The 25,180-nt window shown below is 33.1% G+C and carries 27 protein-coding genes; 13 read left to right on the top strand and 14 right to left on the bottom strand.

Features of this window, described 5'->3' with window-relative positions:
• Positions 1–6 precede the first annotated feature (6 nt).
• A complete protein-coding gene (locus ACNFIH_RS09215) occupies positions 7–525 on the top strand; it encodes a gamma carbonic anhydrase family protein (RefSeq protein ID WP_035651550.1) in 519 nt (172 codons plus the stop codon).
• Between the two features lie 105 nt (positions 526–630).
• Here ACNFIH_RS09215 and ACNFIH_RS09210 read toward each other — a convergent pair whose 3' ends face one another.
• From ACNFIH_RS09210 to ACNFIH_RS09190, 5 genes are all read right to left on the bottom strand, one after another.
• Positions 631–1,347, bottom strand: coding sequence for a LytR/AlgR family response regulator transcription factor (locus ACNFIH_RS09210; protein WP_426486389.1), 717 nt, complete (start codon positions 1,345–1,347; stop codon positions 631–633).
• Between the two features lie 143 nt (positions 1,348–1,490).
• The gene (locus ACNFIH_RS09205; protein ID WP_035651559.1) at positions 1,491–2,597 is read right to left on the bottom strand and encodes a sensor histidine kinase; all 1,107 of its coding nucleotides are present in this window, start codon (positions 2,595–2,597) and stop codon (positions 1,491–1,493) included.
• The gene (locus ACNFIH_RS09200; protein WP_426486388.1) at positions 2,598–2,876 is read right to left on the bottom strand and encodes a DUF4907 domain-containing protein; all 279 of its coding nucleotides are present in this window, start codon (positions 2,874–2,876) and stop codon (positions 2,598–2,600) included.
• A gap of 43 nt (positions 2,877–2,919) precedes the next feature.
• On the bottom strand, positions 2,920–3,927 hold the full coding sequence (locus ACNFIH_RS09195; protein WP_426486387.1) for a Kelch repeat-containing protein: 1,008 nt from the start codon (positions 3,925–3,927) through the stop codon (positions 2,920–2,922).
• 16 nt (positions 3,928–3,943) lie between these two features.
• A complete protein-coding gene (locus ACNFIH_RS09190) occupies positions 3,944–4,726 on the bottom strand; it encodes a DUF6268 family outer membrane beta-barrel protein (protein ID WP_426486386.1) in 783 nt (260 codons plus the stop codon).
• 281 nt (positions 4,727–5,007) lie between these two features.
• Here ACNFIH_RS09190 and ACNFIH_RS09185 point away from each other — a divergent pair, with 281 nt between their 5' ends.
• Together ACNFIH_RS09185 and ACNFIH_RS09180 are read left to right on the top strand one after the other, a co-directional pair.
• On the top strand, positions 5,008–6,339 hold the full coding sequence (locus ACNFIH_RS09185; RefSeq protein ID WP_426486385.1) for a DUF4270 family protein: 1,332 nt from the start codon (positions 5,008–5,010) through the stop codon (positions 6,337–6,339).
• Positions 6,340–7,575 (top strand): aromatic hydrocarbon degradation protein, encoded by a 1,236-nt coding sequence (locus ACNFIH_RS09180; protein WP_426486384.1) that lies wholly within the window; start codon positions 6,340–6,342, stop codon positions 7,573–7,575.
• Between the two features lie 2 nt (positions 7,576–7,577).
• On the opposite strand, the gene murI is transcribed toward ACNFIH_RS09180, so the two are convergent.
• The 8 genes from murI to ACNFIH_RS09140 all read right to left on the bottom strand — a co-directional run bounded on the left by murI (position 7,578) and on the right by ACNFIH_RS09140 (position 16,012).
• Entirely contained in the window at positions 7,578–8,354 is a 777-nt protein-coding gene (gene murI, locus ACNFIH_RS09175; protein WP_426486383.1) for a glutamate racemase, read from the bottom strand.
• A gap of 150 nt (positions 8,355–8,504) precedes the next feature.
• The gene (locus tag ACNFIH_RS09170; RefSeq protein WP_426486382.1) at positions 8,505–9,008 is read right to left on the bottom strand and encodes an OmpH family outer membrane protein; all 504 of its coding nucleotides are present in this window, start codon (positions 9,006–9,008) and stop codon (positions 8,505–8,507) included.
• A gap of 14 nt (positions 9,009–9,022) precedes the next feature.
• Positions 9,023–10,048: an OmpH family outer membrane protein gene (locus ACNFIH_RS09165; protein ID WP_426486381.1), complete on the bottom strand. Its 1,026-nt coding sequence runs from the start codon at positions 10,046–10,048 to the stop codon at positions 9,023–9,025.
• Between the two features lie 41 nt (positions 10,049–10,089).
• A complete protein-coding gene (locus ACNFIH_RS09160) occupies positions 10,090–12,843 on the bottom strand; it encodes a BamA/OMP85 family outer membrane protein (RefSeq protein ID WP_035651578.1) in 2,754 nt (917 codons plus the stop codon).
• Positions 12,776–13,516 carry an isoprenyl transferase gene (locus tag ACNFIH_RS09155; RefSeq protein ID WP_035652056.1) on the bottom strand — a complete coding sequence of 247 codons (741 nt, stop codon included), beginning with the start codon at positions 13,514–13,516 and terminating at the stop codon, positions 12,776–12,778. Before ACNFIH_RS09155 ends, ACNFIH_RS09160 begins: the two co-directional genes overlap by 68 nt.
• Positions 13,517–13,520: 4 nt before the next feature.
• Positions 13,521–14,204: a DUF6089 family protein gene (locus ACNFIH_RS09150; protein WP_426486380.1), complete on the bottom strand. Its 684-nt coding sequence runs from the start codon at positions 14,202–14,204 to the stop codon at positions 13,521–13,523.
• Between the two features lie 173 nt (positions 14,205–14,377).
• A complete protein-coding gene (locus ACNFIH_RS09145) occupies positions 14,378–15,262 on the bottom strand; it encodes an NAD kinase (RefSeq protein WP_035651584.1) in 885 nt (294 codons plus the stop codon).
• A 90-nt stretch (positions 15,263–15,352) separates the two neighbouring features.
• Positions 15,353–16,012 (bottom strand): CBS domain-containing protein, encoded by a 660-nt coding sequence (locus ACNFIH_RS09140; protein ID WP_426486379.1) that lies wholly within the window; start codon positions 16,010–16,012, stop codon positions 15,353–15,355.
• Positions 16,013–16,129: 117 nt separating this feature from the next.
• Here ACNFIH_RS09140 and ACNFIH_RS09135 point away from each other — a divergent pair, with 117 nt between their 5' ends.
• From ACNFIH_RS09135 to ACNFIH_RS09105, 7 genes are all read left to right on the top strand, one after another.
• Entirely contained in the window at positions 16,130–16,843 is a 714-nt protein-coding gene (locus ACNFIH_RS09135) for a pyridoxine 5'-phosphate synthase (protein WP_426486378.1), read from the top strand.
• 23 nt (positions 16,844–16,866) lie between these two features.
• On the top strand, positions 16,867–17,631 hold the full coding sequence (locus ACNFIH_RS09130; protein WP_142450433.1) for an alpha/beta fold hydrolase: 765 nt from the start codon (positions 16,867–16,869) through the stop codon (positions 17,629–17,631).
• Between the two features lie 53 nt (positions 17,632–17,684).
• Entirely contained in the window at positions 17,685–18,029 is a 345-nt protein-coding gene (locus ACNFIH_RS09125) for a phage holin family protein (RefSeq protein WP_081909381.1), read from the top strand.
• Between the two features lie 113 nt (positions 18,030–18,142).
• A complete protein-coding gene (locus ACNFIH_RS09120) occupies positions 18,143–19,465 on the top strand; it encodes a trigger factor (RefSeq protein ID WP_426486377.1) in 1,323 nt (440 codons plus the stop codon).
• 315 nt (positions 19,466–19,780) lie between these two features.
• Positions 19,781–20,455 (top strand): ATP-dependent Clp endopeptidase proteolytic subunit ClpP, encoded by a 675-nt coding sequence (gene clpP / locus ACNFIH_RS09115; RefSeq protein ID WP_426486376.1) that lies wholly within the window; start codon positions 19,781–19,783, stop codon positions 20,453–20,455.
• Between the two features lie 166 nt (positions 20,456–20,621).
• A complete protein-coding gene (gene clpX, locus ACNFIH_RS09110) occupies positions 20,622–21,854 on the top strand; it encodes an ATP-dependent Clp protease ATP-binding subunit ClpX (protein ID WP_035651600.1) in 1,233 nt (410 codons plus the stop codon).
• Positions 21,855–21,975: 121 nt separating this feature from the next.
• Positions 21,976–22,629 carry a murein L,D-transpeptidase catalytic domain-containing protein gene (locus ACNFIH_RS09105; RefSeq protein ID WP_426486375.1) on the top strand — a complete coding sequence of 218 codons (654 nt, stop codon included), beginning with the start codon at positions 21,976–21,978 and terminating at the stop codon, positions 22,627–22,629.
• Positions 22,630–22,815: 186 nt separating this feature from the next.
• Here the strand turns inward: ACNFIH_RS09105 and ACNFIH_RS09100 are convergent, their stop codons facing one another.
• Positions 22,816–23,781 (bottom strand): GlxA family transcriptional regulator, encoded by a 966-nt coding sequence (locus ACNFIH_RS09100; protein WP_426486374.1) that lies wholly within the window; start codon positions 23,779–23,781, stop codon positions 22,816–22,818.
• Positions 23,782–23,920: 139 nt separating this feature from the next.
• Here ACNFIH_RS09100 and ACNFIH_RS09095 point away from each other — a divergent pair, with 139 nt between their 5' ends.
• Genes ACNFIH_RS09095 through ACNFIH_RS09085 form a run of 3 tightly spaced genes read left to right on the top strand, consistent with a single transcriptional unit; the run spans position 23,921 to position 25,178 of the window.
• Positions 23,921–24,331 carry a VOC family protein gene (locus ACNFIH_RS09095; RefSeq protein WP_426486373.1) on the top strand — a complete coding sequence of 137 codons (411 nt, stop codon included), beginning with the start codon at positions 23,921–23,923 and terminating at the stop codon, positions 24,329–24,331.
• 19 nt (positions 24,332–24,350) lie between these two features.
• Complete coding sequence (locus tag ACNFIH_RS09090; protein ID WP_426486372.1) at positions 24,351–24,755, top strand: SRPBCC domain-containing protein; 405 nt, start codon at positions 24,351–24,353, stop codon at positions 24,753–24,755.
• Between the two features lie 18 nt (positions 24,756–24,773).
• A complete protein-coding gene (locus ACNFIH_RS09085) occupies positions 24,774–25,178 on the top strand; it encodes an SRPBCC family protein (protein ID WP_426486371.1) in 405 nt (134 codons plus the stop codon).
• Positions 25,179–25,180 lie beyond the last annotated feature (2 nt).

The raw sequence follows: 25,180 nt of genomic DNA, 5'->3' as shown, positions 1-25,180 counted from the left end.
TTTACTATGTTGATCAAATCTGTAAACGGAAAATCTCCTTTGATCCCAGAGGATTGTTATGTTGCTGAAAATGCTACAATTGTTGGTGATGTTTCTTTTGGACATTCGTGCAGCGTTTGGTTCAATGCAGTTATTCGTGGTGACGTACACTTTATTAAAATTGGTAATAAAGTAAATATTCAGGACGGAGCGATTATTCATTGTACTTATCAAAAGCATCCAACAATTATTGGAAACAATGTTTCAATTGGACATAATGCAATTGTTCACGGTTGTACTGTAAAAGATAATGTTTTAATCGGAATGGGGGCAATCGTTATGGATAACTGTGTAATCGAAAGCAATTCAATTATTGCTGCAGGAGCAGTTATAACTCAAAATACTGTTGTCGAATCAGGAAGTATTTACGCTGGCGTACCGGCAAAAAAGGTGAAAGACATCAATCAATCTGATTTTGCTGGGGAAATCGAACGCATTTCAAATAATTATGTAATGTATTCGGGTTGGTTTAAAAACGAAGAATAAAATTTTTAAAATGATAAAATAAAAAAATCCCAAATTCCAATTGTAATGTCAAAATTGGAATTTGGGTCCCGATAGCTATCGGGATTATTTTGAAATTTAATTGTTTTACAAATTGATTTTTTCGAAAAAAGCAGTCTTATAGCTTTCACTGATTGGAATTCGTTTATCGCTAATCAAAACTTTATTTTTTTGTATCGATTTGACATGTTTTATATTAATGATATACGATCTGTGAATTCGCGAAAATCCTTTGCTTGAAAGCAAATTTTCGAGTTTTATTAAGCTGATTAAAGTCAGCGTGAATTTATTATCTGTAGTGTAAATTTTCACGTAATCTTTGAGTCCTTCGATAAACAGAATGTCTGCAAAATTCATTTTCACATTTTCGTATTCTGCTCTTACAAACATAAAATCTTGTTCTAATTCGGGTACAGTTGTATTTTCAGAAATGGCCTGAATTGCTGTTGCAGGATTTATAATTTGCTGCGCTCTCACTACCGATTTTAAAAAGCGATGAAACGGAATAGGTTTTACTAAATAATCAACGGCACCAAGATTAAAACCTTCGACCGCATAATCAGAATAGGCAGTTGTAAAAATTACCAAAGGTTTCTTTTCAATTGTATTTAAAAAATCAATTCCAGAGAAGTGAGGCATTTGAATGTCGAGAAAAATTAAATCAACATTGTTTTGATTGATAAAAGATACAGCATCAATAGCATTATTGAAAGTATTTATCAATTCAAGATAGTCTACTTTTTTGACAAAATCTTCTAATAATTCAACTGCTAAAGGTTCATCGTCAATAATTACACATTTCATCTGTTGTAAATTAGATTTTTAAAAATTTTGTTTTGGTGCTCAAAAGTACTTTGAAATCAATCAATTAAGTTTTAAAATTTTCATAAAATAAGCGTTTATTTTATAATTATCTCTTAACGTTTAAGCACAATCACAATCTCATTTTAACTAATAGCTGTTTGAATTTCATCTAAATTTAAATGAAGATGAACTCTGTAATATTGATTGTCCTGCGTAATAGCAAGCTGATGTGCATTTGGATAAAGAAGATCAAGTCGGTTTTGAATGTTTACCAATCCAATTCCTGAGTTTTCAGGATCTTTTACATAGTTTTCGATTGTGTTTTCTATCCAAAAATCAAGGCTGTTTTCATGAATAAAAATTTTGATTTTGACATGAGCTGCACCTTTATAATCGGTTCCATATTTAAAGGCATTTTCAACAAACGAAATTAAGAGCAAAGGCTCAATGAACTTGTTTTTTGTATCACCATGAACATTTATAACAATATCCTCAATGTTATTAAGCCTCAATTTTTGCAATTCAATATAATTCTGAATATAGTTGATTTCTTTTTCTAAAGCCACCGTTTTATTGTCAGTTTCATACAACATATATCGCATGAGTTCAGACAATGTCACGATGGCATCAGGGACCAAATCAGATTTCTTGTGTGCTAATGAATAAATACTGTTTAAGGAATTGAATAAAAAATGCGGATTAGTTTGTTTTCGCAAATAAATCAATTCAGTACTTGTTCTATGTGTTTCGGCAATTAATTTGTTTTGCTGATTATTGTAAAATTCAGTCAGCGTTCTAATAATTGCGCTTATCGTAAGTATTAAAATATAAAAAAAAGAAGGGGCAACTTTAAAAAAGAAAGGCTGCCTTATTTGAGTTCTAAAATGTGCGCCTTTTGGAAAAAATTGTGGATCGGGCATCATTCTTGGCGGACGCATGTTCTCAGGTCTCAGATGTCTGAATTCCGGAATAAAATAATTTGTTCGGATAATCATAAACAAGATGATTAGCGAAAGAGCAAAAACAAAGTAGAGCCAATATTTTTTTTCTAAAAGCAAAACCGGAACCAAGTAAAAATAGTTCAGATAAAACAATATAATTCCCGTAACCCATTGTGCATAAAAATCATTATTGATTCGGAAAGGGCTTTCGTAAAATTGAATTAAAGAAGTCAATATAAAGAAAATCCATATGATACAATGAAATAGAATTTTGTTTGAATTTGTATTTTTAATGGCGTCAATCTTCATTTAGAATTTTATTTTTAATAAAATTAAATCATTTTTCGTTAGAGTGGGTGACATATTTTGGTCTAGTTTGCTAACCACTAATTCTGCTGTTTTTAAAGCTTCTTTTTCTGTTGAAAAGCTTTTTATATCACTAATTACCGGAATAATAGATTGTTTTATTAAAATTTTGTCTTTGTTTGAAATAGTATATCCCCAGCCTATTTTGGTTTGGAAAGAAGCAATTTTAAATGCTTCTTTTTTTGCACATGCTGTGAATTGTAAAACAAATAAAATAAACAATAAATTCTTCTGGATTTTACTCCAGAAGAATTGTTTTTTGGTATTAATTGTCATCGTCGCTTTGTTCGTCAAGAGGTTTAAATTCCCAGGCATCATCAAAATAAGTTGAACCCGTTCGGCCTAGCATATAAAACCCACGGTTATTAATAGCAAAACCAACAGCATCGGTTCTGGTTGCGCCTTCCATAGAAGTTCTTTCCGTCCAAAGGTCAGTTGAAGGATTATATTCCCACACCGTTTTTATACCATCGCCGCCCACAACATATCCTAGACTATTTATAGAAAAACTTGATGCATTTGAACGTGTCACGGCATATTCATCATTGTATGAATAATCATCATCAGTATCTTTGTCAATATCGCGCTTTCTTGTCCAAACGTCTGTGGCTGGGTCAAATTCCCAAAAATCTTCCTGATAAACACCATTATTGATTCCTGTTCCTAAATAAGCCTTGTCGCCAATTACGAAAACAGTTGCATTACGTCTTTTATTTCCGCTAAAACCATTTACCAATATCCACGCGTTTGTCTGGTCATTATATTGATAGAAATCTTTCAGATAATTTCCATCATAACCAGTCCCAAAATAAGCTTTTCCGCCTACTTGAAATCCAAGTGCACCATAACGACCTGTTCCGGCAAAATCTGCTTTTTGAGTCCAACTGTTGCTTGTTGGATCATATTGAAAAAAATCTTTTAATTTATTAGTTCCATCATAACCAAGACCAACATATCCTTTTTCATTCAGAGTGAAACTCGAAGCAGAACTTCTTCCTACACCTGTAAAATCAGCTTTTTGCTCCCAGTAATCTCCATTAGAATTATAAGCCCATAAATCTTTTAAATACACATCGCCAGTATAACCAGTTGCTACATATGCATAATCGCCAATAACAAAACTTGTGGCGCTAGATCTAGCAGGGCCATCAAATGCCGACTTTTTAATCCAGTTTCCAATCAAATCATCATCGTTATCATCATTACTGCAGCCTACAAAAACGAGAGCCGAAAATAGAGTCGCGAATAATATTCCTTTTTTCAAATTATTCATAATGTATTAAATTTATTTATTGTTTGTATTTGATGCCAATGCCAAAAATGTACCCATTTCCTGTATTAAAATTATATACGGTATGGTTTTCAGAATCAATAAGATTGTATTTTTTGTTAAAATCATAGCCTGCTTTAAAATTCAAAAACCAATTTGAATCTACATTTCTTTCATATTCAAAAGCGGATGTCATTTGTGATAAACTCATTTTTGAAGCAGCATAATCTAAAACTGGTTTTTGATCTAAATGATAAAAACTTCCATTGAAACTGTTTGTTAAACTGAATGTATTTCGGACATTATTTGAATATGAAATTTTTGAATCCGGAAAACCAACTGAAACCATGCTTTTGTCGCTTATCGTATAGTTTATTGTCGCTATAGGAATAAATTTTGCAGCTCCAAAAATGGCTGATCGTGCGCCACCAATAGTAATATTTGTTCTGGAATTCAATTGTTGGCTAACTTCAAAACTACCTAGCAGAGTAAAATCTGACCAATCTAAATTTTCCTGAAAACTGAACATTGGTTTAACCGAAAATTTCAATTTTGTTTTATCTGAAGCCTTAAGTATATAGTCCGTTTTGTTTTGAAATTGATTAAACCGATCTAGATTTTCAAATTCCGAAAACTCATAATTTACATTCAGCTTAGAATATTCAGATGTGTTTGTAACCTGATTTTTAGCGCGTATTTTTTTATTGAATACTACCGAAATATTGCTTTCATTGAAATCAATTTTATCAGTAGGTTCTGTTTTTAAATTCACATCTGCCAAAAAAGTTTCTTGAGCCTTCATACTAAAAAATGAAATTGTAAAAACCGAACATATTAAAAGCCTTATTCTCATTACTTAATTATTGGCTCAAAAGTAGATGGCTGATGCTTTAAAAAAAAAGAATATATATGTATGGCGTTTTTTGATAGACTAAATCGCTTTTTTAGAGGTTGAATCGGAGATTGGTTTGTGTTGCTGTATCATAGATGTTTTTTTACTGTTTGTAGTCCAAAAAACAGTGGCTGTATATGTTATAGTGTGGTGCAGATTACAGCCTTCTATATTTGCCGAAAAATTTTATTATGCACAAGTTTATATTGATGTTCTTTTTTGCTATCACGATACTTTCCTGTGGAACTGATACTGATGCAGGTGAATTTGTTGTTGGATCAGATTATTTAGCGGTCAACAACAAAGTGATTTTAATTGATACTGTTACAGTGGATATGGCAACAATAAATTTTGATTCATTGATTACTTCAAACAAAAGCAGAATTTTAGTTGGAAATTATGATGATCCTGTTTTTGGAAAAGTAAAATCAAATAGTTATTTCCAATTGGCTGGAGATTCCTATTCTTTGAATTCAGGAGGTGGCTCAGATACAGAAAATGTCAATTATGTTTTCGATTCGATTGCCATGATTTTAAAATATGACAATTACTATTATGGAGATACTACAAAAGTCCAGACGTTGGATATTCATACAGTGATGCAAACAGTAAAACCAAATTCTGAAGATGAGAATTTTTATAATAATTCCTCACTGACCTATAACAGTGAAAGTATCGGAAGCATTTCATATAAGCCAAGACCAATCGAAAAAGATTCTATTACAATAAAAATGAGTGATGCATTTGGTTCGGCGCTTTTTCAAAAACTTAAAAAAAGAGAAATTACAGATTTTGATAGTTTTTCAGAATATCTCAGAGGCCTTGTTATTGTTCCTTCAACTTCAAACTCATCTAGTATGATTGGTTTTCATGTGGGAACTAGCAAAGTACGTTTGTATTATTCAAAATATCAGGCCGATACCGAGGAAATATCTTATGTCGTAGATTTTACAATTACAGATCCGGAAAGACAGTTCAATGCTATTTCGTCAGATAAAACGGGAACTTTGCTCCAGAATTTGCCAATTTCAAGCAGTAAATTATCCAGTTCGCTCACTGATCGGCAAGGCTTCATTCAGTCGGGGACAGGTGTGGCCTGCAGAATTGATTTTCCAAACATAAAACAGCTGAAGAACATTTCAGATAATGGTGCGATTGTCAATGCAGAACTTATTTTAAAGCCGGTCAATAATACATATTCTTCAAAATATCCTTTGGCAGATTCCTTGTCTGTATTTGTAGCAGATAATCTAAACCGAATAAGTGCTTCATTAGTAAATTCTGCCGGAACAACTGTTTATGGTATTTTGAATAAAAAGAGTGATGAGTTCAATGAAGATGTAGGATATTCAATTCCGGTTGGTAATTTTTTGCAGCGGGAAATGCTGAAAAAATCTGATGCAAGATCGTCTTTGATTTTAGCCCTTCCCGGAATTTATAAAACCGTAAATCGAATAGTCTTAGGTGATCAAAAGCATTTGAATAACAAAATTCAATTGAAAATTTATTATATATCATATTAAATGAAAAGTAAAATAATTTATTTATGTGGCGCTATTTTATTGTCGCTGACTTCATTTTCTCAAAGTATTTCAAGTTCGCCATATTCTCTTTATGGAGTTGGAAGCGTTTATGAATCTGATTTTGGAATTCTTCCTTCAATTGGGTCATCAGGAATGGCTTTGCCTTCAGATACTTTTATCAATAACTTAAATCCTGCATCGTTAGGTTTTACTTCATTAAATCATTTTATGTTTGATATTGGAGGAAGAGCTATTGCAACAACTTATCAAAGCAGTTCTCGCTCAGAAAAAAGAAATAATTTTCAGTTTTCACACCTGGCTTTTGCTTTTCCTGTAACTAAAAATTCAGGATTTAGTTTAGCATTACGTCCATATTCAAGTGGTGCTTTTAAAATTTCAAATCTAAAATTGCCTATAGAAAATAGTCAGGAATATTACTATTTAACAGCAGTTGGATCTGGCGGATTAAATAATTTTGATTTTTCATATGGATACAGATTTGGGAAGAAACTTTCTGTTGGCTTGTCTGGCTCAGTATTATTTGGAAGTACGGCCGATGAACGAAATTTCCTGATTCAAAATACACTCACAACAGTCACCAAAAAGACGAGTTATAACGGCCTTCGAGCAACACTTGGAGCGCAGTACAAAATTGATTCGACCTTCACAATTGCTCCGGTAATTAAATTGCCAGCTCAAGTCAAAGCGTCAAAAGTACAGAGTGTTGAAGTTATTGCAGATGAGGTTATTACAACTGTCCAGTCTAATGTAGCTTCCGATGTTGATGATTATTATATGCCTCTGGAAATAGGAGTGGGGTTCAGCAAACGCTTTAAGAATAACTTGAATATGACTTTAGATTATGAAAAAAGCTTTTGGAACGGAACCAATCAATCTGAGCTATACGGGAATTTTGTAAATCAGGATCGGTTTGCCCTTGGATTTACATATCGTGCCAAAAAAGATTTTCGGAAATACTGGGATAGGGTGCAATACGCAATGGGAGCCAATTTTGATAATGGTTATCTTGAAGTGGATGGAAAGCGCGTAAATAATGCCGCATTTTCAATTGGACTTTCTCTTCCGATAGAAAATACATTAACCACCTTGAATATCTCCTATTCATATGGACAAAAAGGAAGAATAGCGGATGATCTAATAAAAGAAAATTACCATAAATTGTCGTTAAATTTATCGTTAGACGGAATTTGGTTCGTCAAGCGAAAAATTGAATAACGTTAAAAATCCTTGTGAATTACAGGATATTTATGATCTAAAATTGATTCTAACACTGCCGGATTTGAATTGACATAAAATTCAGGTTCCCTTTGTTTAAGCTCAGAAAAACCAACTTTTTCACGTAAAATATTTTGAGTCTGACGGGCCACCGCTTCTCCAGAATCTATGATTTGGATGTGGTCCGGCAGAATTTTTTTTATCTGAGGAATCAAGTATGGATAATGACTGCAGCCTAAAACAAGATAATCAATATTGGCATCGATCATTGGTTGTAAATAAGATTCTAACAGCTGAGTCATTTCAGGGGAGTTTAAATTTCCATCTTCTATAAGCTGAACTAAACCATAACCAACTTGTTCGATTATAGTGGTATGCTGAAACATTTCGGCTGTTTTGTTAAACAGTTCGCTGTTTAAAGTTCCTTTGGTAGCTAAAATTCCGATAACCTGAGTTTTAGAATTATTTGCTGCTGGTTTAATAGCGGGCTCGATTCCTATAAACGGAATATCATAATCTGCACGAAGTTCTCGAATTGCATTTGTGGTTGCAGTATTACAGGCAACAACAATTAATTTACAGCCCATTTCAATTAACAAATCTGTATTCTTTTTACTGAGCGCTACAATTTCCTCCTTGGTTTTTTGACCGTAAGGTGCATTTTTGCTGTCTGCTAAATAAATGGTTTTCTCGTTTGGAAGGAGATTGTGAATTTCATTCCAGATTGAAGTTCCTCCAATTCCAGAATCAAAAACGCCTATAGGATTATTGTTTGTCATAATACAAATTTAATATTTTTTGAAATAAATTGGTATTTGAATTTAGTTGAAATCCACGAATTATTTTCTTTTTTTACTTTAATTTATTGTAAAAAAAAACTGCTCAAACTTTTAGTGTTGAGCAGTTTTTGATAAGAAGAAATTCGTTTATTAGAATCCTAAATCTTTTTTAACATCAGCAGTAATGTTTGGACCATCAGCTAAGATAAGAGTAGAACCATCTAAAACATATTGGTAACCTTTAGCTTTTCCAACTTTTTGGATAGAAGCTTTCACTTTTTCCATAATTGGTTTCATGATATCATTATCTTTTTGTTGTAGTTCTTTTTGTGCATTGTCTCTGTAATCAACAATTCTTTTTTGCATATCTTGAACTTCTTTAGCACGCTCTGTGTTAACAGCTTCAGTTGCTGTAGTAGATTCAGTTTCGTACTTTTTGATTTTAGTTTGATATTCCTCAACCATTTTTTTGTATTCTGCGTCGTATGTACCACTTAATTTTTGTAGTTGATTTTGAGCATCTAGCATAGCAGGCATTTTCGACATAATCTCGCTAACATCAACATGGGCAACCTTAGCCTGTGCATTCATTGTGTTACTTGCGCCTAAAATTAAAACGGCAGCAATTAGTAAAGTTTTGATTTGTTTCATCATTTTTAAAATATTAATTAATTATTGGTCGTATTAGGTTTTTGTGTTTCGGCTTCTTTTGCTTTTTTAGCCGCTTCTCTCTCTTCTAATATTTTCTTTCTTCTTTCTTCTAATTCTTTTTTACGTTGTTCATACAACTTTTGTCTTTCAGCAGCTTTGTCTACAGCTGGCTCAGTTGCTGCTGGTGAAGTTTCAGTTCCTGTTGCAGGTTTCGCTGTTGCATCAGTTTTACTGGTTTCAGTTGTTTTTGCTGCTTCAGTTGTTTTTGCAGGTTCAGAAACCGTGCCATTTTTTTTAGCTTCTCTTTCCGCCTGAATCGCTTTTCTTCTGTCGTCGTATTCTTTTTTCTTCGCTTCCTGCTCTAATCTTCTGTCTTCAATTAGTTTTTCTCTGGCAGCTCTCTTTTCGTCAAGTGCTTTTTGGCGATCGGCCATTGCTGGATTTTCGTCAATTTCATTTTCACGAGTTTCTTTGATTTCCTGATCTTTCAATTGTTTTTTAGTCAATTGCTCTCTTTTATCAGTTCTATTTAAAACTCGTATAACTTGATCGCTAATATCAAATTTTTTATTACTGAAAAGCATTGTCAAATCAGAAGATTTATCAAAAATAAAATCATAATTTTTAGCTTCTGCAATATCCTGCACTGCAGTAAAAACTTGATCCTGGATTGGTTTGGCTAATGCCATCTTTTGATGAATTAGATTTCCATCAGAACCAAATTGCTTCTGCTGATAATCCATCATCTCCGTTTCCATGAATTTTATTTCTGTTTCTCTTTCATCAATAAGTTCTTTCGTCAAAAGCGCTTTTTCGGCTTTTAAGCTTTCTTTCAGTTTATTTATTTCTATTTTTTTGGATTCAATCTCTTGTTTCCACTTTTGAGCCTTTAGCTCCAATTGAGCTGTTGCCTCTTTATAGTCAGAAACGTTTTCAAGAATATACTCCATATCGATGTAGCCAATTCTTGTCGTTCGTGTCTGTGCCTGACTTGTATTTGCTACAATCAAGGCTAAAAATAAAAATAAAAACTGTTTTCTCATAACATAACTTTATTGATGATTTTTAACCAAACGCTAATTGTCTAAAATTGTTGTCCAATAATGAAATGAGTTTCCCATCCATTTGCTTTATTGGTAACAGAATTAGGCAGAGCATCGAAACCGTAACCGAAATCAATTCCTAATAATCCGAATGCCGGCATGAAAACACGTAAACCTACACCCGCAGAACGACTCAAATCAAACGGATTATAATCCTTAAATGTTGGATATGACGAACCTGCTTCTAAGAAAGTCAATGCATAAATTGATGCTGACGATTTTAATGTAATAGGATAACGTAACTCCATTGAGAATTTGTTATAAATTGTTGCTCCAATTTGCTGACCTGCTGCATTTGTTGGAGTCAATGATCCATTTGGATAACCTCTTAGACCTATCGTTTCTCTACCGTCCATTGAGTATTGCGCCATTCCGTCTCCACCTAAATAAAAACGCTCAAACGGTACAACACCTCTTGCCTGATCGTAAGCTCCTAAGAAACCAAATTCTGTAAGGGTTCTTAAAACTAATTTACCATAAACTTTAGTATACCAGTCTGCTTTAAATTTAATTTTATAATATTCTAACCAATTGTATTTCTTTTGATCGACTTTAGCAACATCTGTATCAGCGCTTGCATAGTCAGACCCAACACTTACATACCCAGATTGTCCGTTAACAGTTTCTGTTTTTACATAATCACCTGTGTTTAATGGCTGGCCATCTACACCAGATGTTGGTGTTCCAGTATATTGTGTTTTGTATTCTTTTTGGTTTTCTAGATCTCCATATTTAATTCCGTTAAATAAAGAATATGGAGGTGTTACTTTTGCTGAAATACTAAATTCCGAACCATAAATTGGGAAAATAGGATTTGTTCCTTTATTATTTCTTGTAAGACCAATAGTATAAGCAAGATTTCGCGATGCTCCATTACCAAAAGTAAACAATCCAGTGTAATAGTTGTTTAAGTCATAGTGCTGGTAACTTACAGATTGTGATAATACAAAGAAATCATCAGGTACTTGTAAACGTTTTGCTAAACCAACTTGTACTGTAAAAATATTAAAACTTTTGCTCTTATCAACAGTTCTTGTTGCATAATTGTTATTGAACTGTTTACTGTAAGAAATCGCAGAACTAAATTGTACTGGTTTTTTCCCTCCAAACCAAGGTTCAGAGAATGATAAACTATACGTTTGGAAGTAGGTACTTCCTTGTAAACGAAGTGCTACTTTTTGACCATCTCCCATCGGAAGTGGCTTGTATGATTCTTTGTTAAAAATATTTCTTGCCGAGAAGTTGTTGAACGAAAGACCTAAGGTTCCGATGAAACCACCTCCGCCGTAACCACCCTGAAGCTCAACCTGACTAGATCCTTTTTCAACAAGTTGATATTCGATATCTACTGTTCCGGCTCCAGCGTCAACATTTCTAAATTCTGGTTTGATAGATTCCGGGTCAAAGAAACCTAACTGACCAATTTCACGAATAGTTCTAACTAATTCTTCTTTACTGTATTTGTTTCCAGGCTTAGTTCTTAGCTCACGATAAATTACGTGGTCATTTGTTTTGTCGTTTCCTGTAACATATATCTTGTTGAAATAAGCAATAGGACCTTCTGTAACTCTAATTTCAAAATCAATTGTATCGTTTACTGTTTTTACCTCTACGGCATTAATATTAGAGAACAGGTAACCATTGTTTTGGTACAAGTTTGTAATATCTTCTGCATCTGGTTTTGTTTTATCAGCAATACGTTTTTCAAGTAAAACTCCGTTGTAAGTTTCCCCTTTTTTGATTCCTAAATAACGGTGTAGTAATTGATCAGAATAAACAGTATTTCCTAAAAATTTAATATTTCCGAAGTAATATTTGTTTCCTTCTTCTACATTAATTTTGATAGCAAGCATATTTTTTTGCTTGTTATAAGTCACAGAATCATAGATAATACGTGCATCACGATATCCTTTTTCTTTATAAGCAGCAACTACTTTTTCTAAGTCGGTTTTGTATTTTTCAGGTATGAATTTTGAAGCTTTTAAGACACGTAGAACATTCTTTTGTTTTGTGTCTTTCATTGCGGCTCTTAATTGAGTATCAGTAAGTTGTTGGTTTCCGATGAAGTCAATACTGCTAATTTTTACCTTATCACCCTTGTCAATTCGGACAAGCATATTCACTTGGTTTCCGGCAAGAGTGTCAGGTGTGTTTGTAATGATAACTTTTGTGTTATAGTAACCTTCTTTTTTGTATTTATTTTCAATGTAATTTTTGGTCGTCGTAATTAAGTTTTCATTGACAATTTTGTTTTTTGTCAAATTATTATCCTTAATAAGTCCTTCGACTTTGCTTTTCTTTACACCAACGATTTTAACTTCGTTTAATTTAGGAAGTTCTACGATATCTAAATCCAGATAAATACTGTCATTTTCTACCTTATTTACATAAAATGCAATTTCATCAAAAAGGCCAAGTTTGCCTAATTTTTTGATAGCGCTACTGATTTCTTCACCAGGAACTGTTATTTCCTGTCCTTTTTGAAGGCCAGAAAAGGTAACAACAGTTTGTTCATTGAAGCTTATTTTACCAACAACAGAAACTTTAGCAAGAATATATTTTTTTCCTTGATCAAAAGGAACTCGATCTTGTGCTTTTATTTGTGAAAAACTACCCAAAAGTAGTAGGGTAAGGACTATTTGTACTCTTTTTTGTAACACTAAAAAATTATTTAATTTGTTCACTGGTTTTTCCAAATCTACGTTCTCTTTTTTGATAACTAATGATAGCCTCATATAAATCTTGATCTTTAAAGTCTGGCCACAAGACATTCGTAAAATACAATTCTGCATAGGCTATCTGCCACAGCAAAAAGTTACTTATTCTATGTTCTCCACTTGTTCGTATTAATAAATCTACGTCTGGTAAATTTTGCGTGTAAAGATGCTCATTTATAATTGAATCGTCAATAGTGTCTAATGAAATTATATTATTTTTAACTTTATCGCTGATGATTCTCACGGCATTTACCAATTCTTCTCGTGATCCGTAACTTAAAGCCAGTGTAAGAGTAAGACGAGTATTGTTTTTTGTCTTCTCAATAACGTCTAAAAGTTCCTTTTGGGCTGATTTAGGTAATTTTTCAAGATTTCCAATTGCATTAAGTTTTATGTTGTTTTCTTGTAGGGTAACAAGTTCTTTCTTCAATGAATTGATTAATATTTTCATTAACGCTTCAACTTCTAGTTTTGGGCGATTCCAATTTTCTGTTGAAAAAGCGTATAGCGTTAAATATTCAATGCCGAGTTTGGCACAGTTGGTAATTGTTTTTTTTACTGATTTTGTTCCGTTTTCATGACCAAAAGCGCGTAAAAATCCTTGTTGTTTTGCCCAGCGCCCGTTTCCGTCCATGATAATGGCAAGGTGTTTTGGGAGGTTGGTGCGATCTATAGTATCTAGTAAATTCATTGTATTATTCTGCGCAATAGCACGGTTTTTGTCCAAAGGTATACGTTAATGTAATTCCAGAAAAGACATACCAATCGTTATTATTTAAATTTCCAAAACGCAAATTCGAAAAATTGCTGCTTGACGGATTACTTCCATCAATATTGTCAGTAAAAGTATAGCGAGCGCCAACTTCTGCTCCTATAATAAAATGAGGTGTTACATTCGATTTAATTCCGAAAGTCATCGGAATGGCAATCGAACTCGAGGTTTTGTACTTTCTCGTTTCTCCTCCACTAATGTATAAATCATCGTAAAAAAAGTAACTTAAACCTGAATATATATAAGGAGTAAATTTTGTATGATAATCATGCAGGTTGAAATCAAAAAAATTGAATTCCAAGCCAGCAGAAAGTTCTTTGATATTGTTTCTAAAGCGATATCCTCTTTTGCTTCTACCTGTCTCATCTGAGTCCAAATCATTTCCAGCAACTGTAGATTGTGTATAAGAAAAGCGATACGCATGACGCGGACTTTTATTCCATTTGTATAATACGCCAAAAGCCAGTTTGTCTGGATTGATATATGTCGTACTTCCGACGTCTCCAACAAAGTTACTTCCGCCTAGAAAGACACCAATCTCATTGATCTGAGCATTTAGTGTAATAAAGGGGAAAAAACATAACAATAAATTAAAAATTTTCTTCATTTAATTCAAAATTGCGTGCAAATATAATAATTATCGATACGAATCAACGTTGCTTTGATTAAATGTGCTTTTTTTTCAATTTACATTATGATTTTGAGACATTTAATGCGGATTCGATACATGCAGAACGAGAAAAAGTGGTATTATCGTATAGTAAGCCGTCAGAAAAAGACTTAATTTCTTTTGTCTTCTCCCCAAAGCAGTTTATTTCTCAAAGTTTTCAGGAAAGTTTCGCCTGGAATCTCTACCATTTTGATTTTGTAATCTGTTTTTTTGATTTTTAAGATAGATTCGTTCTTTACAGATGAAATTCTGGAATCTAAAGAAACTAAATATTGATCTTCTCTTCCTGTAACTCGTAATGTTATTTCAGTGTCATCAGGAATCACAAGAGGGCGTGCTGTTAAATTATGTGGTGCGATTGGTGTAATAACTAGGCTTTTTACATCTGGTGTTAATATTGGCCCGCCACAACTTAAAGAATAACCTGTAGATCCGGTTGGCGTAGAGATAATTAGACCGTCAGCCCAATATGAATTTAGGTATTCATTGTTTAAATACGTTTCTACAGTAATCATCGAAGTAGTGTCTTTACGGCTGACAGTAACTTCGTTCATTGCAAAATTTAGTTCTTTGAAAGCTTCATTGTCTGGTTCAGAAGTTAAGCCAAGCAAGGTTCTTTCAGATGTTGTGTAATTCTGATCAATAACATATTGCAATAAACCGTCTATGTTTTCTTTTTGAACTTTGGCAAGAAATCCTAAGCGGCCAGCGTTAATACCTAATAGTGGAACTCCAGAATTACGCACTAAAGCAGCAGATCTCAAAACGGTTCCGTCACCACCAATACTAATCAGCATTTCAAAACTATTGTCTAAAATCGTACTCGATGAAAATGTTTTGTAATCTCTTTTTACGAGTTGTTTTTCATAAAGCATTTGAAGAAAATTTTCCTCAATAACGATTTCAACATTATTGGAGGTTAAAAACGAGAAAATATCTTTTATAATTGGCTCGGTGCTGTTTTGATAATATTGTCCGTAAATGGCTATTTTCATCTGCTGTTTAATCGATTTTTGTTTAATTGTTTAATCGTTAATTTTTTTTCGTCAAAACGATTAAACAATTAACCGATTCAACAAACAATACTATATATTAAGGTATTTGTCTAAATAATCAGAACGTTCTTTAAGGCTGTTGATATAGGCATCTTCCTGATGTTCAGAGATAATTTCATAATTATATCGTCTGAAAGTCTGAATGATTTCATTCATTGGCCCAACCCCTATTTTGACTGTAATCTGGACATTTTCCAAATCGGCTTCAGAAATAAAACAGCCCAGGATTTTTCCGTTATTACTTTCTACAATCTGTGTTACCTGGCCCATAGAATAATCCAAAAGACCTTTTTGAACAATTATGATACCTCCTTGTTCTTTTAGAAATGGAGTTTCCTGAAAGAATCGCATGATATCTTCCATTTCATAGTATCCAATATATTCATTGTTTTCATCCAATACCGGAATTGTATTAGTATGATTTTTAGCAAAAACCTCTAAAACGTCAAGCCAGATCATTGATTTTCGGGCAAAAAAACGTTCTAAAGTATATTTGTAGTCAATTGCCTTTTTATCTGTATCGAAAGTTTCAATATCGTCAGCGGCAATACTTCCTATAAAGATTCCGCCTTCTAAAACCGGAAAATGCGAAAAATCGACATCAGCAAAAAAGTCCTGAACAGATGCTATCGTTTCCTGACTATCAATCGCTCTGAAATCATTGGTGATATAGTTTGTAATTTCTGTCATAAATCAATTGAAGATATTTCCTTGCAAAATAATCAAAAAATACCAAAAACTACGACGTTTTACTTTGTATTTTTGTCATTACAAATATAGTGTTACTAGAATTAATTATCTATTTATATGACAAAGTTAAGTGTAAATATCAATAAAATTGCAACCTTAAGAAATGCACGTGGCGGGAATGTTCCTGATTTATTAAAAGTAGCTGCCGATATTCAGAAATTTGGAGCTCAGGGAATCACGATTCATCCTCGTCCAGATGAGCGCCACATACGTTATCAGGATGCTCGCGATTTAAAAGCAATTGTTACGACTGAATATAATATTGAAGGAAATTCACAGCATAATTTTATTGATTTGGTTTTAGAATGCAAACCAGATCAGGTTACTTTAGTTCCAGATGCCATTGGAGCAATTACATCTTCGGCAGGTTGGGATACAATTAAAAATCAAGAATATTTGACAGAAGTAATTCAGGAATTTCAGCGAAACGGAATTCGAACTTCAATTTTTGTTGATCCGGTTTTGGAAATTATTGAAGGCGCAAAAAAAACTGGAACTGACAGAATTGAATTATATACTGAAGCTTTTGCACATCAATATGATTTAGGAAACAAAAAAGGAATCGAGCCTTATACAAAAGCAGCAGAATTAGCAAATGAATTAGGTTTAGGAATCAATGCCGGACATGATTTGAGTTTGGATAATATCAAATTTTTCAAAGAGAATATCCCAGGTTTGCTTGAAGTGTCAATTGGGCATGCTTTAATTTCTGAAGCGCTTTATCTTGGTTTAGATAATGTTGTAAATATGTATTTGAATAAATTGAAATAAATCTTCAAAGTAAAAATAAAAGTATGCTTTACTCAAAAATAGAAGGCGAAGGAAAACCATTTGTTATAATGCATGGATTTCTGGGAATGTCAGACAATTGGAAAACACTCGCAGGTCAATATGTAGAAGCCGGATTTCAGGTTCATATTTTAGATTTAAGAAATCACGGGCGTAGTTTTCATTCCGATGAATGGAGTTATGAAGCGATGGTTCAGGATGTATTTGAATATTGCCAAGCAAATAATTTAACGAGAATTGATATTCTTGGACATTCGATGGGCGGAAAAGTAGCAATGCTTTTTGCAACAACACATCCCGAAATTGTAGATAAATTAATTGTGGCAGATATCGGTCCGAGATTTTACAAGCAACATCATCAGGATATTTTGGCAGGATTGAATGCGGTTGATTTTTCAGTAAAACCAAGCAGAGCTGATGTTGAGGAAATTGTAGCGCAATATGTTCCTGATTTTGGGACACGTCAGTTTCTGTTAAAGAATTTATATTGGAAGGAACCAGGGCAATTAGCCTTTAGATTTAATCTGGAAGTTTTTAATAATAATCTGGATGCAATTGGAAAACCTTTGGCAGAAGGTTTGGTTTTTGATAAACCGACATTATTTATTAGAGGAGGAGAATCGGGCTATATTCAGGATGAAGATATTGATGCGATAAAAGAGCATTTTCCGAATTTAAAATTAGAAACGATTCCAAATGCCGGACATTGGCTTCATGCCGAAAACCCTAAAATGTTTTTTGAAATTACGGCGGGGTTTTTAAAAGAATAGCACTTTTGATGAAAATTTTATTATTTTTAAATAAATTTTAAACCTGAAAAACTATGAAATTATTACTCAGACTTCTTGTCACAGCTGCTTTGGTTTTATTATTATCTAACCTTTTAACGGGGGTTGTGGTTACTAGTTTTGGAACAGCTGTAATTGTTGCAGTAGTTTTAGGCTTGCTGAATGTTTTTATAAAACCTATTTTAGTGGTGTTAACATTGCCAGTAACTGTTGTTACACTAGGTTTGTTTTTACTGGTCATAAATGCTTTAATGATTTTGGCTTGTACTAAAATTGTCGGAGGTTTTGCTGTCGATTCATTCTGGACGGCCTTAATTTTTAGTGTTATTTTGTCAATTCTGCAATCTATCACATATAAGATACTTGGAGACGATAAATAAAGCAAATTGAGCAGATTAAAACTGCTTCAAATACAATAGATTAAAAACTTGGTTGGGTTGCAAAAATTTTATAATTTTGCAACCCAATTTTATTATGTAAATTAAAGAAGAAGATGGATATTAAAAGAGTAGCAATAGACGCTGTAAACGAGACAATTGTTATGAACGTTGTTCATATGGATTATAAAGGTCAAGTAGCAAAAAGAATCAATGAAAAATTGCCTTTGGCTCAAGTAAAAGGATTTAGAAAAGGACAAGTTCCTAAAGATCTTGTTGAAAAACAATACGGAAAAGCTATTAAACAAGAAGAAATCAAGAAAGTAGTTGACTTGGCTTTAGAGCGTTTCATTCAATCTGAAAGACTAAACCTTTTAGGAACTCCTCTTGCTAAAGAAAACGAAAACCTTGACTGGGATGCAGAAGAATTAACTTTTGAATTCGAAATTGGTTTAGTGCCAAACTTCGAAATTGATTTAGAAGCTAAAAACAATATCGTAAAATATATCGTTACTGCTGATGATAAATTAATCGACGGACAAGTTGAGCGTATCCAAAAACAATTCGGAAAAGCAATTCCTCAGGATAAAGTTGAAGCTGATTCAGATTTAACTGGAACTTTCACAAACGAAGAAAAAGGAATCAACAATACAACTACAATTTCTGTATCTACTTTCAACAAAAAAGCTGGAGATAAATTCATCGGTAAAAAAGTTGGAGATGTTGTTACAGTAAGTACAAAAGGTTTATTCGAAGATGATCACCAATTAATGGATTACTTAAAAGTAGCTCATGATGATGTTCACGGTTTAGATATCGAAGTAAACTTTACTATCGAAGCAATCAACGGTTCTGAATTAGCAGAATTAAACCAAGAATTATTTGACAAACTTTTTGGTGAAGGAAAAGTAGCTTCTTTAGAAGATTTAAAATCTAAAATTAAAGAAGATGCTGAATCTCAATTCGCACAACAAGCAGATCAAAAATTATTATTAGATGTTCAGGATTTCTTGATCGAGAACACTAAATTTGATTTACCAGCTGAATTCTTGAAAAAATGGTTGCAAACTGTTGGAGAGAAAAAACTTTCTGCAGAAGAAGCTGAAGTTGAATACGCAAGATCTGAAAAAGGTTTACGTTTCCAATTAATCGAAGGAAAAGCATTAGCTCAAAGTAATATCCAAATTACATTTGAAGACTTGAAAGAGTTTACATCAAATGCTATCAGACAACAAATGGCTCAATTTGGACAAACAAATCCAACTGACGAAGAAGTTCAAGGAATCGTGGCTAGAGTTTTATCTAACCAGGAAGAAGTGAAAAGACTTTCTGAGCAAGTTGTAGCAGCTAAAATGTTAGATGTCTTCAAAGAAAAAGCAAACCCAACAACTAAAGAAGTTACTTACGAAGAATTTATTGCTGCGTCTTACGGAGAATAATTTCTAAGAAAACAATTATTATGGAGCGTCAGGATTTTTTCCTGACGCTCTTTTGTTTTAATTTATTTTTGATTACTTTTCAGGAGCTAATCCAGCTATCCGTTACAAGTTTTTTCATTGCTGCCTTTTTTTGTAAAGTATAAAAAGAGCTTCCGTTGGTCGCTTTTTTCTACCAACAAAAATTAGTTGCCATTTCAAAAAGCTTTTCACTACTATCTGGGCTAGAAATAAGACAAATTGACATCCTTTTTAAAAAGGTATGACCTTTGCGGAGAATAAAAAGATATACACCAAATAAACGTAAAACAGATACATATGAACTACGGTAAAGAATTCAAAAAATTTGCTACAAAGCACCAAGGAGTAAACGCAATGTACTATGACAAAATCATAGCAGCGATGAACCCAACAAACATGACTCCATACATTATCGAAGAGCGCCAGTTGAACGTTTCTCAATTAGACGTTTTTTCAAGATTGATGATGGACAGAATTATCTTTTTAGGAACAGGTATCGATGATCAAATCGCTAATATTGTTCAGGCGCAGTTATTATTTTTAGAAAGCGCTGATGCTTCAAAAGATATTCAGATTTATCTAAATTCTCCAGGAGGAAGCGTTTATGCAGGACTAGGAATTTATGACACAATGCAATTCATTAAACCTGATGTTGCAACAATCTGTACAGGAATGGCAGCTTCTATGGGAGCAGTTTTATTATGTGCCGGAGCAGCAGGAAAACGTTCAGCATTGCCACACTCAAGAGTAATGATTCACCAGCCATCTGGAGGAGCACAAGGGGTTGCAACAGATATGGAAATCAACTTACGTGAAATGTTGAAATTAAAAGATGAATTATACAACATTATTTCACACCATTCTGGACAAACTTTTGATAAAGTGCATAAAGACAGTGAGCGTGATTACTGGATGAAAGCCGACGAAGCAAAAGAATACGGAATGATTGATGAAGTATTAAGAAGAAGCTAAAAATTAGTTTCAGGTTTCATGTTTCAAGTTGCTTTGGAGAACCTGAAATTTGAAACTTTAAACTTTAAACAAAAAAAATATTAAGCTGTAAGGAGTTAAGTTTTAAAGTTTTAATTAAAAAGCTTAGAAACTTAGTATCTTTGCAGCTTAGTAACTTAAATAAAGAATGGCAAAAGTAGTATTAGAATGTTCGTTTTGTGGAAGAAAAAAGCCAGAAACTAATTTATTGATTGCGGGTATTAATGCACATATCTGTGATAAGTGTATTGAACAAGCACACGGAATTGTATTAGAAGAATTAAAGTCTAGCGGAAATGCGAAACTTATTGGGGACTTGATTTTAAAGAAACCAAAAGAAATCAGAGCTTTTCTGGATCAATATGTTATTGGTCAGGATCAGACAAAAAAGGTTATGTCGGTTGCGGTTTACAATCACTACAAACGTTTAATGCAACAGCAATTAGACGACGAAGTTGAGATTGAAAAAAGTAACATTATCATGGTTGGTCAAACCGGAACTGGAAAAACATTGGTAGCAAAAACTATCGCAAAAATGTTAGACGTTCCTTTGGCAATTGTTGATGCAACTGTACTTACAGAAGCTGGATATGTTGGTGAAGATGTCGAAAGTATTTTGACACGTTTACTACAAGCAGCAGATTATGATGTAGCCAAAGCCGAAAGAGGAATCGTATTTATTGACGAAATTGATAAAATTGCCCGTAAGAGTGATAATCCGTCAATAACACGTGATGTTTCTGGTGAAGGTGTACAGCAAGCTTTATTAAAATTATTAGAAGGAACAGTTGTAAACGTACCGCCAAAAGGAGGACGTAAGCATCCGGATCAAAAATTTGTTGAGGTTAATACTCAAAATATTTTGTTTATTGCCGGTGGTGCTTTTGACGGAGTAGAACGTATTATTTCAAAACGTTTGAATCGTCAGGCAGTTGGTTATTCAACTTCTAAAAATGTCGATAATATTGATAAAAACAATTTATTGCAATATATCATTCCAAAAGATATTAAAGACTTTGGATTGATTCCGGAGATTATTGGTCGTTTGCCAGTATTGACGCATATGGATCCTTTAGACAGAGAAACTTTGCGTGCAATTTTGACACAACCTAAAAATGCATTGGTAAAACAATATCAGAAATTATTTTTAATGGATGATGTTGAATTTAGTATTACTGATGAAGCATTGGATTTTATTGTTGATAAAGCTTTAGAATACAAATTAGGCGCTCGTGGATTGCGTTCGTTATGTGAAGCTATCTTAACAGATGCGATGTACGAATTGCCAAGTTCTAATGATACAACTTTGACAATCGACAAAGAATATGCAGAACATACTTTGAGTAAAAACCTATTGAAGCGTATGGAAATTGCTTCGTAAATTAGAAAAATAACTTTGTCAGTTTTGGCAAATCTCTTTTAGACCTGTTCATTTATTTGAGCAGGTTTTTTTATACTTTTTAAGCAAGATTTTCGTTTGAGATTTTATGTAAATTGTAGACATGAAAAACGTGATTTTTGTAATTGGTTTGGTTTTGATTTTATCTTGTAATCAAAAAGATAAGAAAGAAATTGTGGTTTCTAAAAATGAAAATAAAACTGAAATAATTGGAGAGCCCAAACCCCGAGTCGAAGTTGATTACAGTAAATTTTACAAAGAAGCAAAAGAGTACGCTCTTCGAAACAATTTAAATAACGATAAATTTATTTTAATTGATTTGGGATTGCATTCTGGTTTAAAACGATTTTTTGTATATGATTTTCAAAAGAATATAATTGTGAAATCCTGCATGGTTAGTCACGGTTGCGGAGATAATAGATGGGGCGCGACAGCGACTAAAGAAAAAGTACAGCTTAGTAATGAATTTGATTCGCATTGTTCCTCGCTGGGTAAATATGTTGTTTTAGATCGAGGCGTTAGTCAATGGGGAATTAAAGTCAATTACATTTTGCAGGGAAAAGACAAAACCAATTCAAATGCGAGAAATCGTGCAATAGTTTTGCATTCTTGGGAGGCGGTTTCAGAGAATGAAGTTTATCCAGAAGGAACTCCTGAAGGCTGGGGTTGTCCGGCAGTTTCAAACGAAAGCATGAAAGAAATCGATGAACTTTTGAAAACGAACAAAAAAGTTTTGATGTGGATTATTAAATCTTAATTTATGGATGTCATGAAAATGAAACTTCTCGTTTAGCCCTGATCGAAACGGCATCGTAATAAGTGTTTTTCTGTGTTTTTTTACTGTAGAGACGCACTGCAGTGCGTGTACGTATGCATATTAATGTTTTTAGATTATTTTTAAATCAATTGTTAGACGCACTGCAGTGCGTCTCTACGATAAAAATTACTGAACTCTGAATTTCTCTCTGTATTCAATAGGTTTCATCCCAACCATTTTATAAAACACTTTTCGGAATGCTTTTGGATCGTTATAACCCGTTTTTTCGATAATTTCTGAAATTGAAAGTTGTGTTTGTTCCAGATATTTTTTGGAGCTTTCAACTCTGATGTTTTGTAGGTATTCAATTGGCGGAATTCCCGTTACTTGCTTGAATCTGCGTGTCATATTGCGAGCGCTGGTTGGAATATCTTTGGTGATTTCTTCCAGTTTTTCAATTGAATGGTATTGGCTTTCGATTTTTTGCTGCAACATGGCAACCAAAGTATCGTTGTGCAAATGATTTGGTCTAAAAGTGCTAAAATAACTCTGCTTGTATCGATTTAAGTCGATGGAGAAAATTTTGGCAATTTGGACTGCAATCTCGTTTCCGCAATATTTCTGAACCAAAAGAATCAATAAGTGAAATGTTGAGGTTGAACCGCCACTGGTATATAAACTTCCATCGGCTGTTAAAGTTTCTTCAGGTTTTAATTTTACTAACGGAAAAGCCTTTGTAAAAGCACTGCAGGCGTCAACATGCGTAGTCGCTAATTTCTCATTCAATAATCCCGAAGCGGCAAACAAAAAGGCACCGGTACAAAAACTCGCTAATTCAGCTCCAGCTTGATGCTGTTTTTTTAACCACGGAATAAAATCTTTATTCTTTGCAATCATTTCGCTCATATTATCTGTGGTAAAAGCCGGAATCAAAATCAAATCTAAAGCAATGTCCGAATTTTCAATGGCATGAACTTTATAGCCAAATAATTGTTCTTGAGGAATTTGTCCAGCCGATTGAAAAACCATAATTTCAAAAGGCTTTTCATGTTCTTTACTCAATTTATTGGCTGTTTCAAAAACTTCTAAAATCGCTGCTATGCTCAACAATTTATAGTCGTGGGGCACAATTAAACCTGTTTTCTTGCTCATAATTTTTTCTTTTTGAAAGATTTACATTCTTACAAAAGTAGATAATTTGTCTCAAATGACCCTAAAAATGACTTTTTATGTAACTTTAAGTTAATCCTAAAATTTTAAATTTGTTTTTATAATTTGTAATTTTATAAAGATGAAAACAAAGATATTCTTAAATCTTCCCGTAAAAGATTTAAATAAGGCAGTGGCTTTTTATAATGAATTAGGCTTTTCGACTAATCCAAAATTCACAAATGAAAAAGGAGCTTGTTTGGTTATTGACGAAAATATATTTGTGATGCTTTTGGTAGAAGAGTTTTATAAAACCTTTACCGAAAAGCAAATTTGCGATGCTGCTACAACAAGCGAAGTTTTAATTTCAATTTCTTTGGATTCTCGTGAACAAGTAGATGAAATGATAGAAAAAGCGATTAAAGCGGGTGGAGTAGATTATATTCCGGCAAAAGATTACGGATGGATGTATCAAAGAACTTTTTTAGATGTTGACAATCATCATTGGGAAATTTTCTATATGGATGAAAGTCAGATTCCTGAAAACATGTAATTAATTTAATTGAACAAAGATGATAACAGTTCAAAATACAATTAATGCATCAATAGAAAAAGTTTGGGATTTTTGGATTACGCCAAAACACATCGAAAACTGGAATACTGCTTTTGATAATTGGTATACAAGTTATGCCGAAAATGATTTGAAGGTGGAAGGAAAGTTTAGGTATAAAATGACATCAAAAGACAAAAATGAGCATTTTGATTTTGAAGGAATTTATGTAAAAGTCGAAAAGTTTCGATTAATAGAATACAAACTTTCAAATAATAGAATTGGAAGTATTCATTTTGAGGATTTAGGAGAAAGCGTAAAAATTACGGAAGTATTTGAACCAAATAAAACGGATTCTGAAAGCATGCAAAAGCAATGGTGTCAAGATGTAATTGACAACTTTAAAAAATATACAGAAAAATTTTAAAACTAAACTTAATATATAATGATAACAATAAAAAGCACAGTTAATGCATCTGCAGAAAAGGTTTGGAAGTTTTGGAATACGCCGGAACATATTACAAAATGGAGTTTTGCTTCTCCAGACTGGCATACGCCTTACGCTGAAGCTGATTTGAGAGAAGGAGGAAAATTCAAATCGACAATGGCGGCAAAAGACGGAAGCATGAGCTTTGATTTTGAAGGTGAATTTACTTTGGTGAAACCAAATGAAGCGCTTTCGTATGTTATGGCTGATGGAAGAAAAGTTGAAATTACTTTTACTCAAACTGCAGAAGGTGTTGAAATCGTTGAAAGTTTTGATCCTGAAACCGTAAATCCTGAAGAAATGCAGCGCGCAGGCTGGCAGGCGATTTTAGATAATTTTAAAAATTATATTGAAAATAATTAATT

This window comes from Flavobacterium sp. 2 (assembly GCF_049949195.1).
Lineage (GTDB): Bacteria > Bacteroidota > Bacteroidia > Flavobacteriales > Flavobacteriaceae > Flavobacterium.
The sequence above is the reverse complement of the archived record's forward strand: the minus strand, read 5'-3'. Positions and strand labels throughout refer to the sequence as shown.

Bases quoted from the DNA above. Each gene is read 5' to 3' on its own strand.
- ACNFIH_RS09215 (WP_035651550.1), top strand. From the start codon at position 7: ATGTTGATCAAATCTGTAAACGGAAAATCTCCTTTGATCCCAGAGGAT.
- ACNFIH_RS09210 (WP_426486389.1), bottom strand. From the start codon at position 1,347: ATGAAATGTGTAATTATTGACGATGAACCTTTAGCAGTTGAATTATTA.
- ACNFIH_RS09205 (WP_035651559.1), bottom strand. From the start codon at position 2,597: ATGAAGATTGACGCCATTAAAAATACAAATTCAAACAAAATTCTATTT.
- ACNFIH_RS09195 (WP_426486387.1), bottom strand. From the start codon at position 3,927: ATGAATAATTTGAAAAAAGGAATATTATTCGCGACTCTATTTTCGGCT.
- ACNFIH_RS09190 (WP_426486386.1), bottom strand. From the start codon at position 4,726: ATGAAGGCTCAAGAAACTTTTTTGGCAGATGTGAATTTAAAAACAGAA.
- ACNFIH_RS09185 (WP_426486385.1), top strand. From the start codon at position 5,008: ATGCACAAGTTTATATTGATGTTCTTTTTTGCTATCACGATACTTTCC.
- ACNFIH_RS09180 (WP_426486384.1), top strand. From the start codon at position 6,340: ATGAAAAGTAAAATAATTTATTTATGTGGCGCTATTTTATTGTCGCTG.
- murI (WP_426486383.1), bottom strand. From the start codon at position 8,354: ATGACAAACAATAATCCTATAGGCGTTTTTGATTCTGGAATTGGAGGA.
- ACNFIH_RS09170 (WP_426486382.1), bottom strand. From the start codon at position 9,008: ATGATGAAACAAATCAAAACTTTACTAATTGCTGCCGTTTTAATTTTA.
- ACNFIH_RS09165 (WP_426486381.1), bottom strand. From the start codon at position 10,048: ATGAGAAAACAGTTTTTATTTTTATTTTTAGCCTTGATTGTAGCAAAT.
- ACNFIH_RS09160 (WP_035651578.1), bottom strand. From the start codon at position 12,843: ATGAGGCTATCATTAGTTATCAAAAAAGAGAACGTAGATTTGGAAAAA.
- ACNFIH_RS09155 (WP_035652056.1), bottom strand. From the start codon at position 13,516: ATGAATTTACTAGATACTATAGATCGCACCAACCTCCCAAAACACCTT.
- ACNFIH_RS09150 (WP_426486380.1), bottom strand. From the start codon at position 14,204: ATGAAGAAAATTTTTAATTTATTGTTATGTTTTTTCCCCTTTATTACA.
- ACNFIH_RS09145 (WP_035651584.1), bottom strand. From the start codon at position 15,262: ATGAAAATAGCCATTTACGGACAATATTATCAAAACAGCACCGAGCCA.
- ACNFIH_RS09140 (WP_426486379.1), bottom strand. From the start codon at position 16,012: ATGACAGAAATTACAAACTATATCACCAATGATTTCAGAGCGATTGAT.
- ACNFIH_RS09135 (WP_426486378.1), top strand. From the start codon at position 16,130: ATGACAAAGTTAAGTGTAAATATCAATAAAATTGCAACCTTAAGAAAT.
- ACNFIH_RS09130 (WP_142450433.1), top strand. From the start codon at position 16,867: ATGCTTTACTCAAAAATAGAAGGCGAAGGAAAACCATTTGTTATAATG.
- ACNFIH_RS09125 (WP_081909381.1), top strand. From the start codon at position 17,685: ATGAAATTATTACTCAGACTTCTTGTCACAGCTGCTTTGGTTTTATTA.
- ACNFIH_RS09120 (WP_426486377.1), top strand. From the start codon at position 18,143: ATGGATATTAAAAGAGTAGCAATAGACGCTGTAAACGAGACAATTGTT.
- clpP (WP_426486376.1), top strand. From the start codon at position 19,781: ATGAACTACGGTAAAGAATTCAAAAAATTTGCTACAAAGCACCAAGGA.
- clpX (WP_035651600.1), top strand. From the start codon at position 20,622: ATGGCAAAAGTAGTATTAGAATGTTCGTTTTGTGGAAGAAAAAAGCCA.
- ACNFIH_RS09105 (WP_426486375.1), top strand. From the start codon at position 21,976: ATGAAAAACGTGATTTTTGTAATTGGTTTGGTTTTGATTTTATCTTGT.
- ACNFIH_RS09100 (WP_426486374.1), bottom strand. From the start codon at position 23,781: ATGAGCAAGAAAACAGGTTTAATTGTGCCCCACGACTATAAATTGTTG.
- ACNFIH_RS09095 (WP_426486373.1), top strand. From the start codon at position 23,921: ATGAAAACAAAGATATTCTTAAATCTTCCCGTAAAAGATTTAAATAAG.
- ACNFIH_RS09090 (WP_426486372.1), top strand. From the start codon at position 24,351: ATGATAACAGTTCAAAATACAATTAATGCATCAATAGAAAAAGTTTGG.
- ACNFIH_RS09085 (WP_426486371.1), top strand. From the start codon at position 24,774: ATGATAACAATAAAAAGCACAGTTAATGCATCTGCAGAAAAGGTTTGG.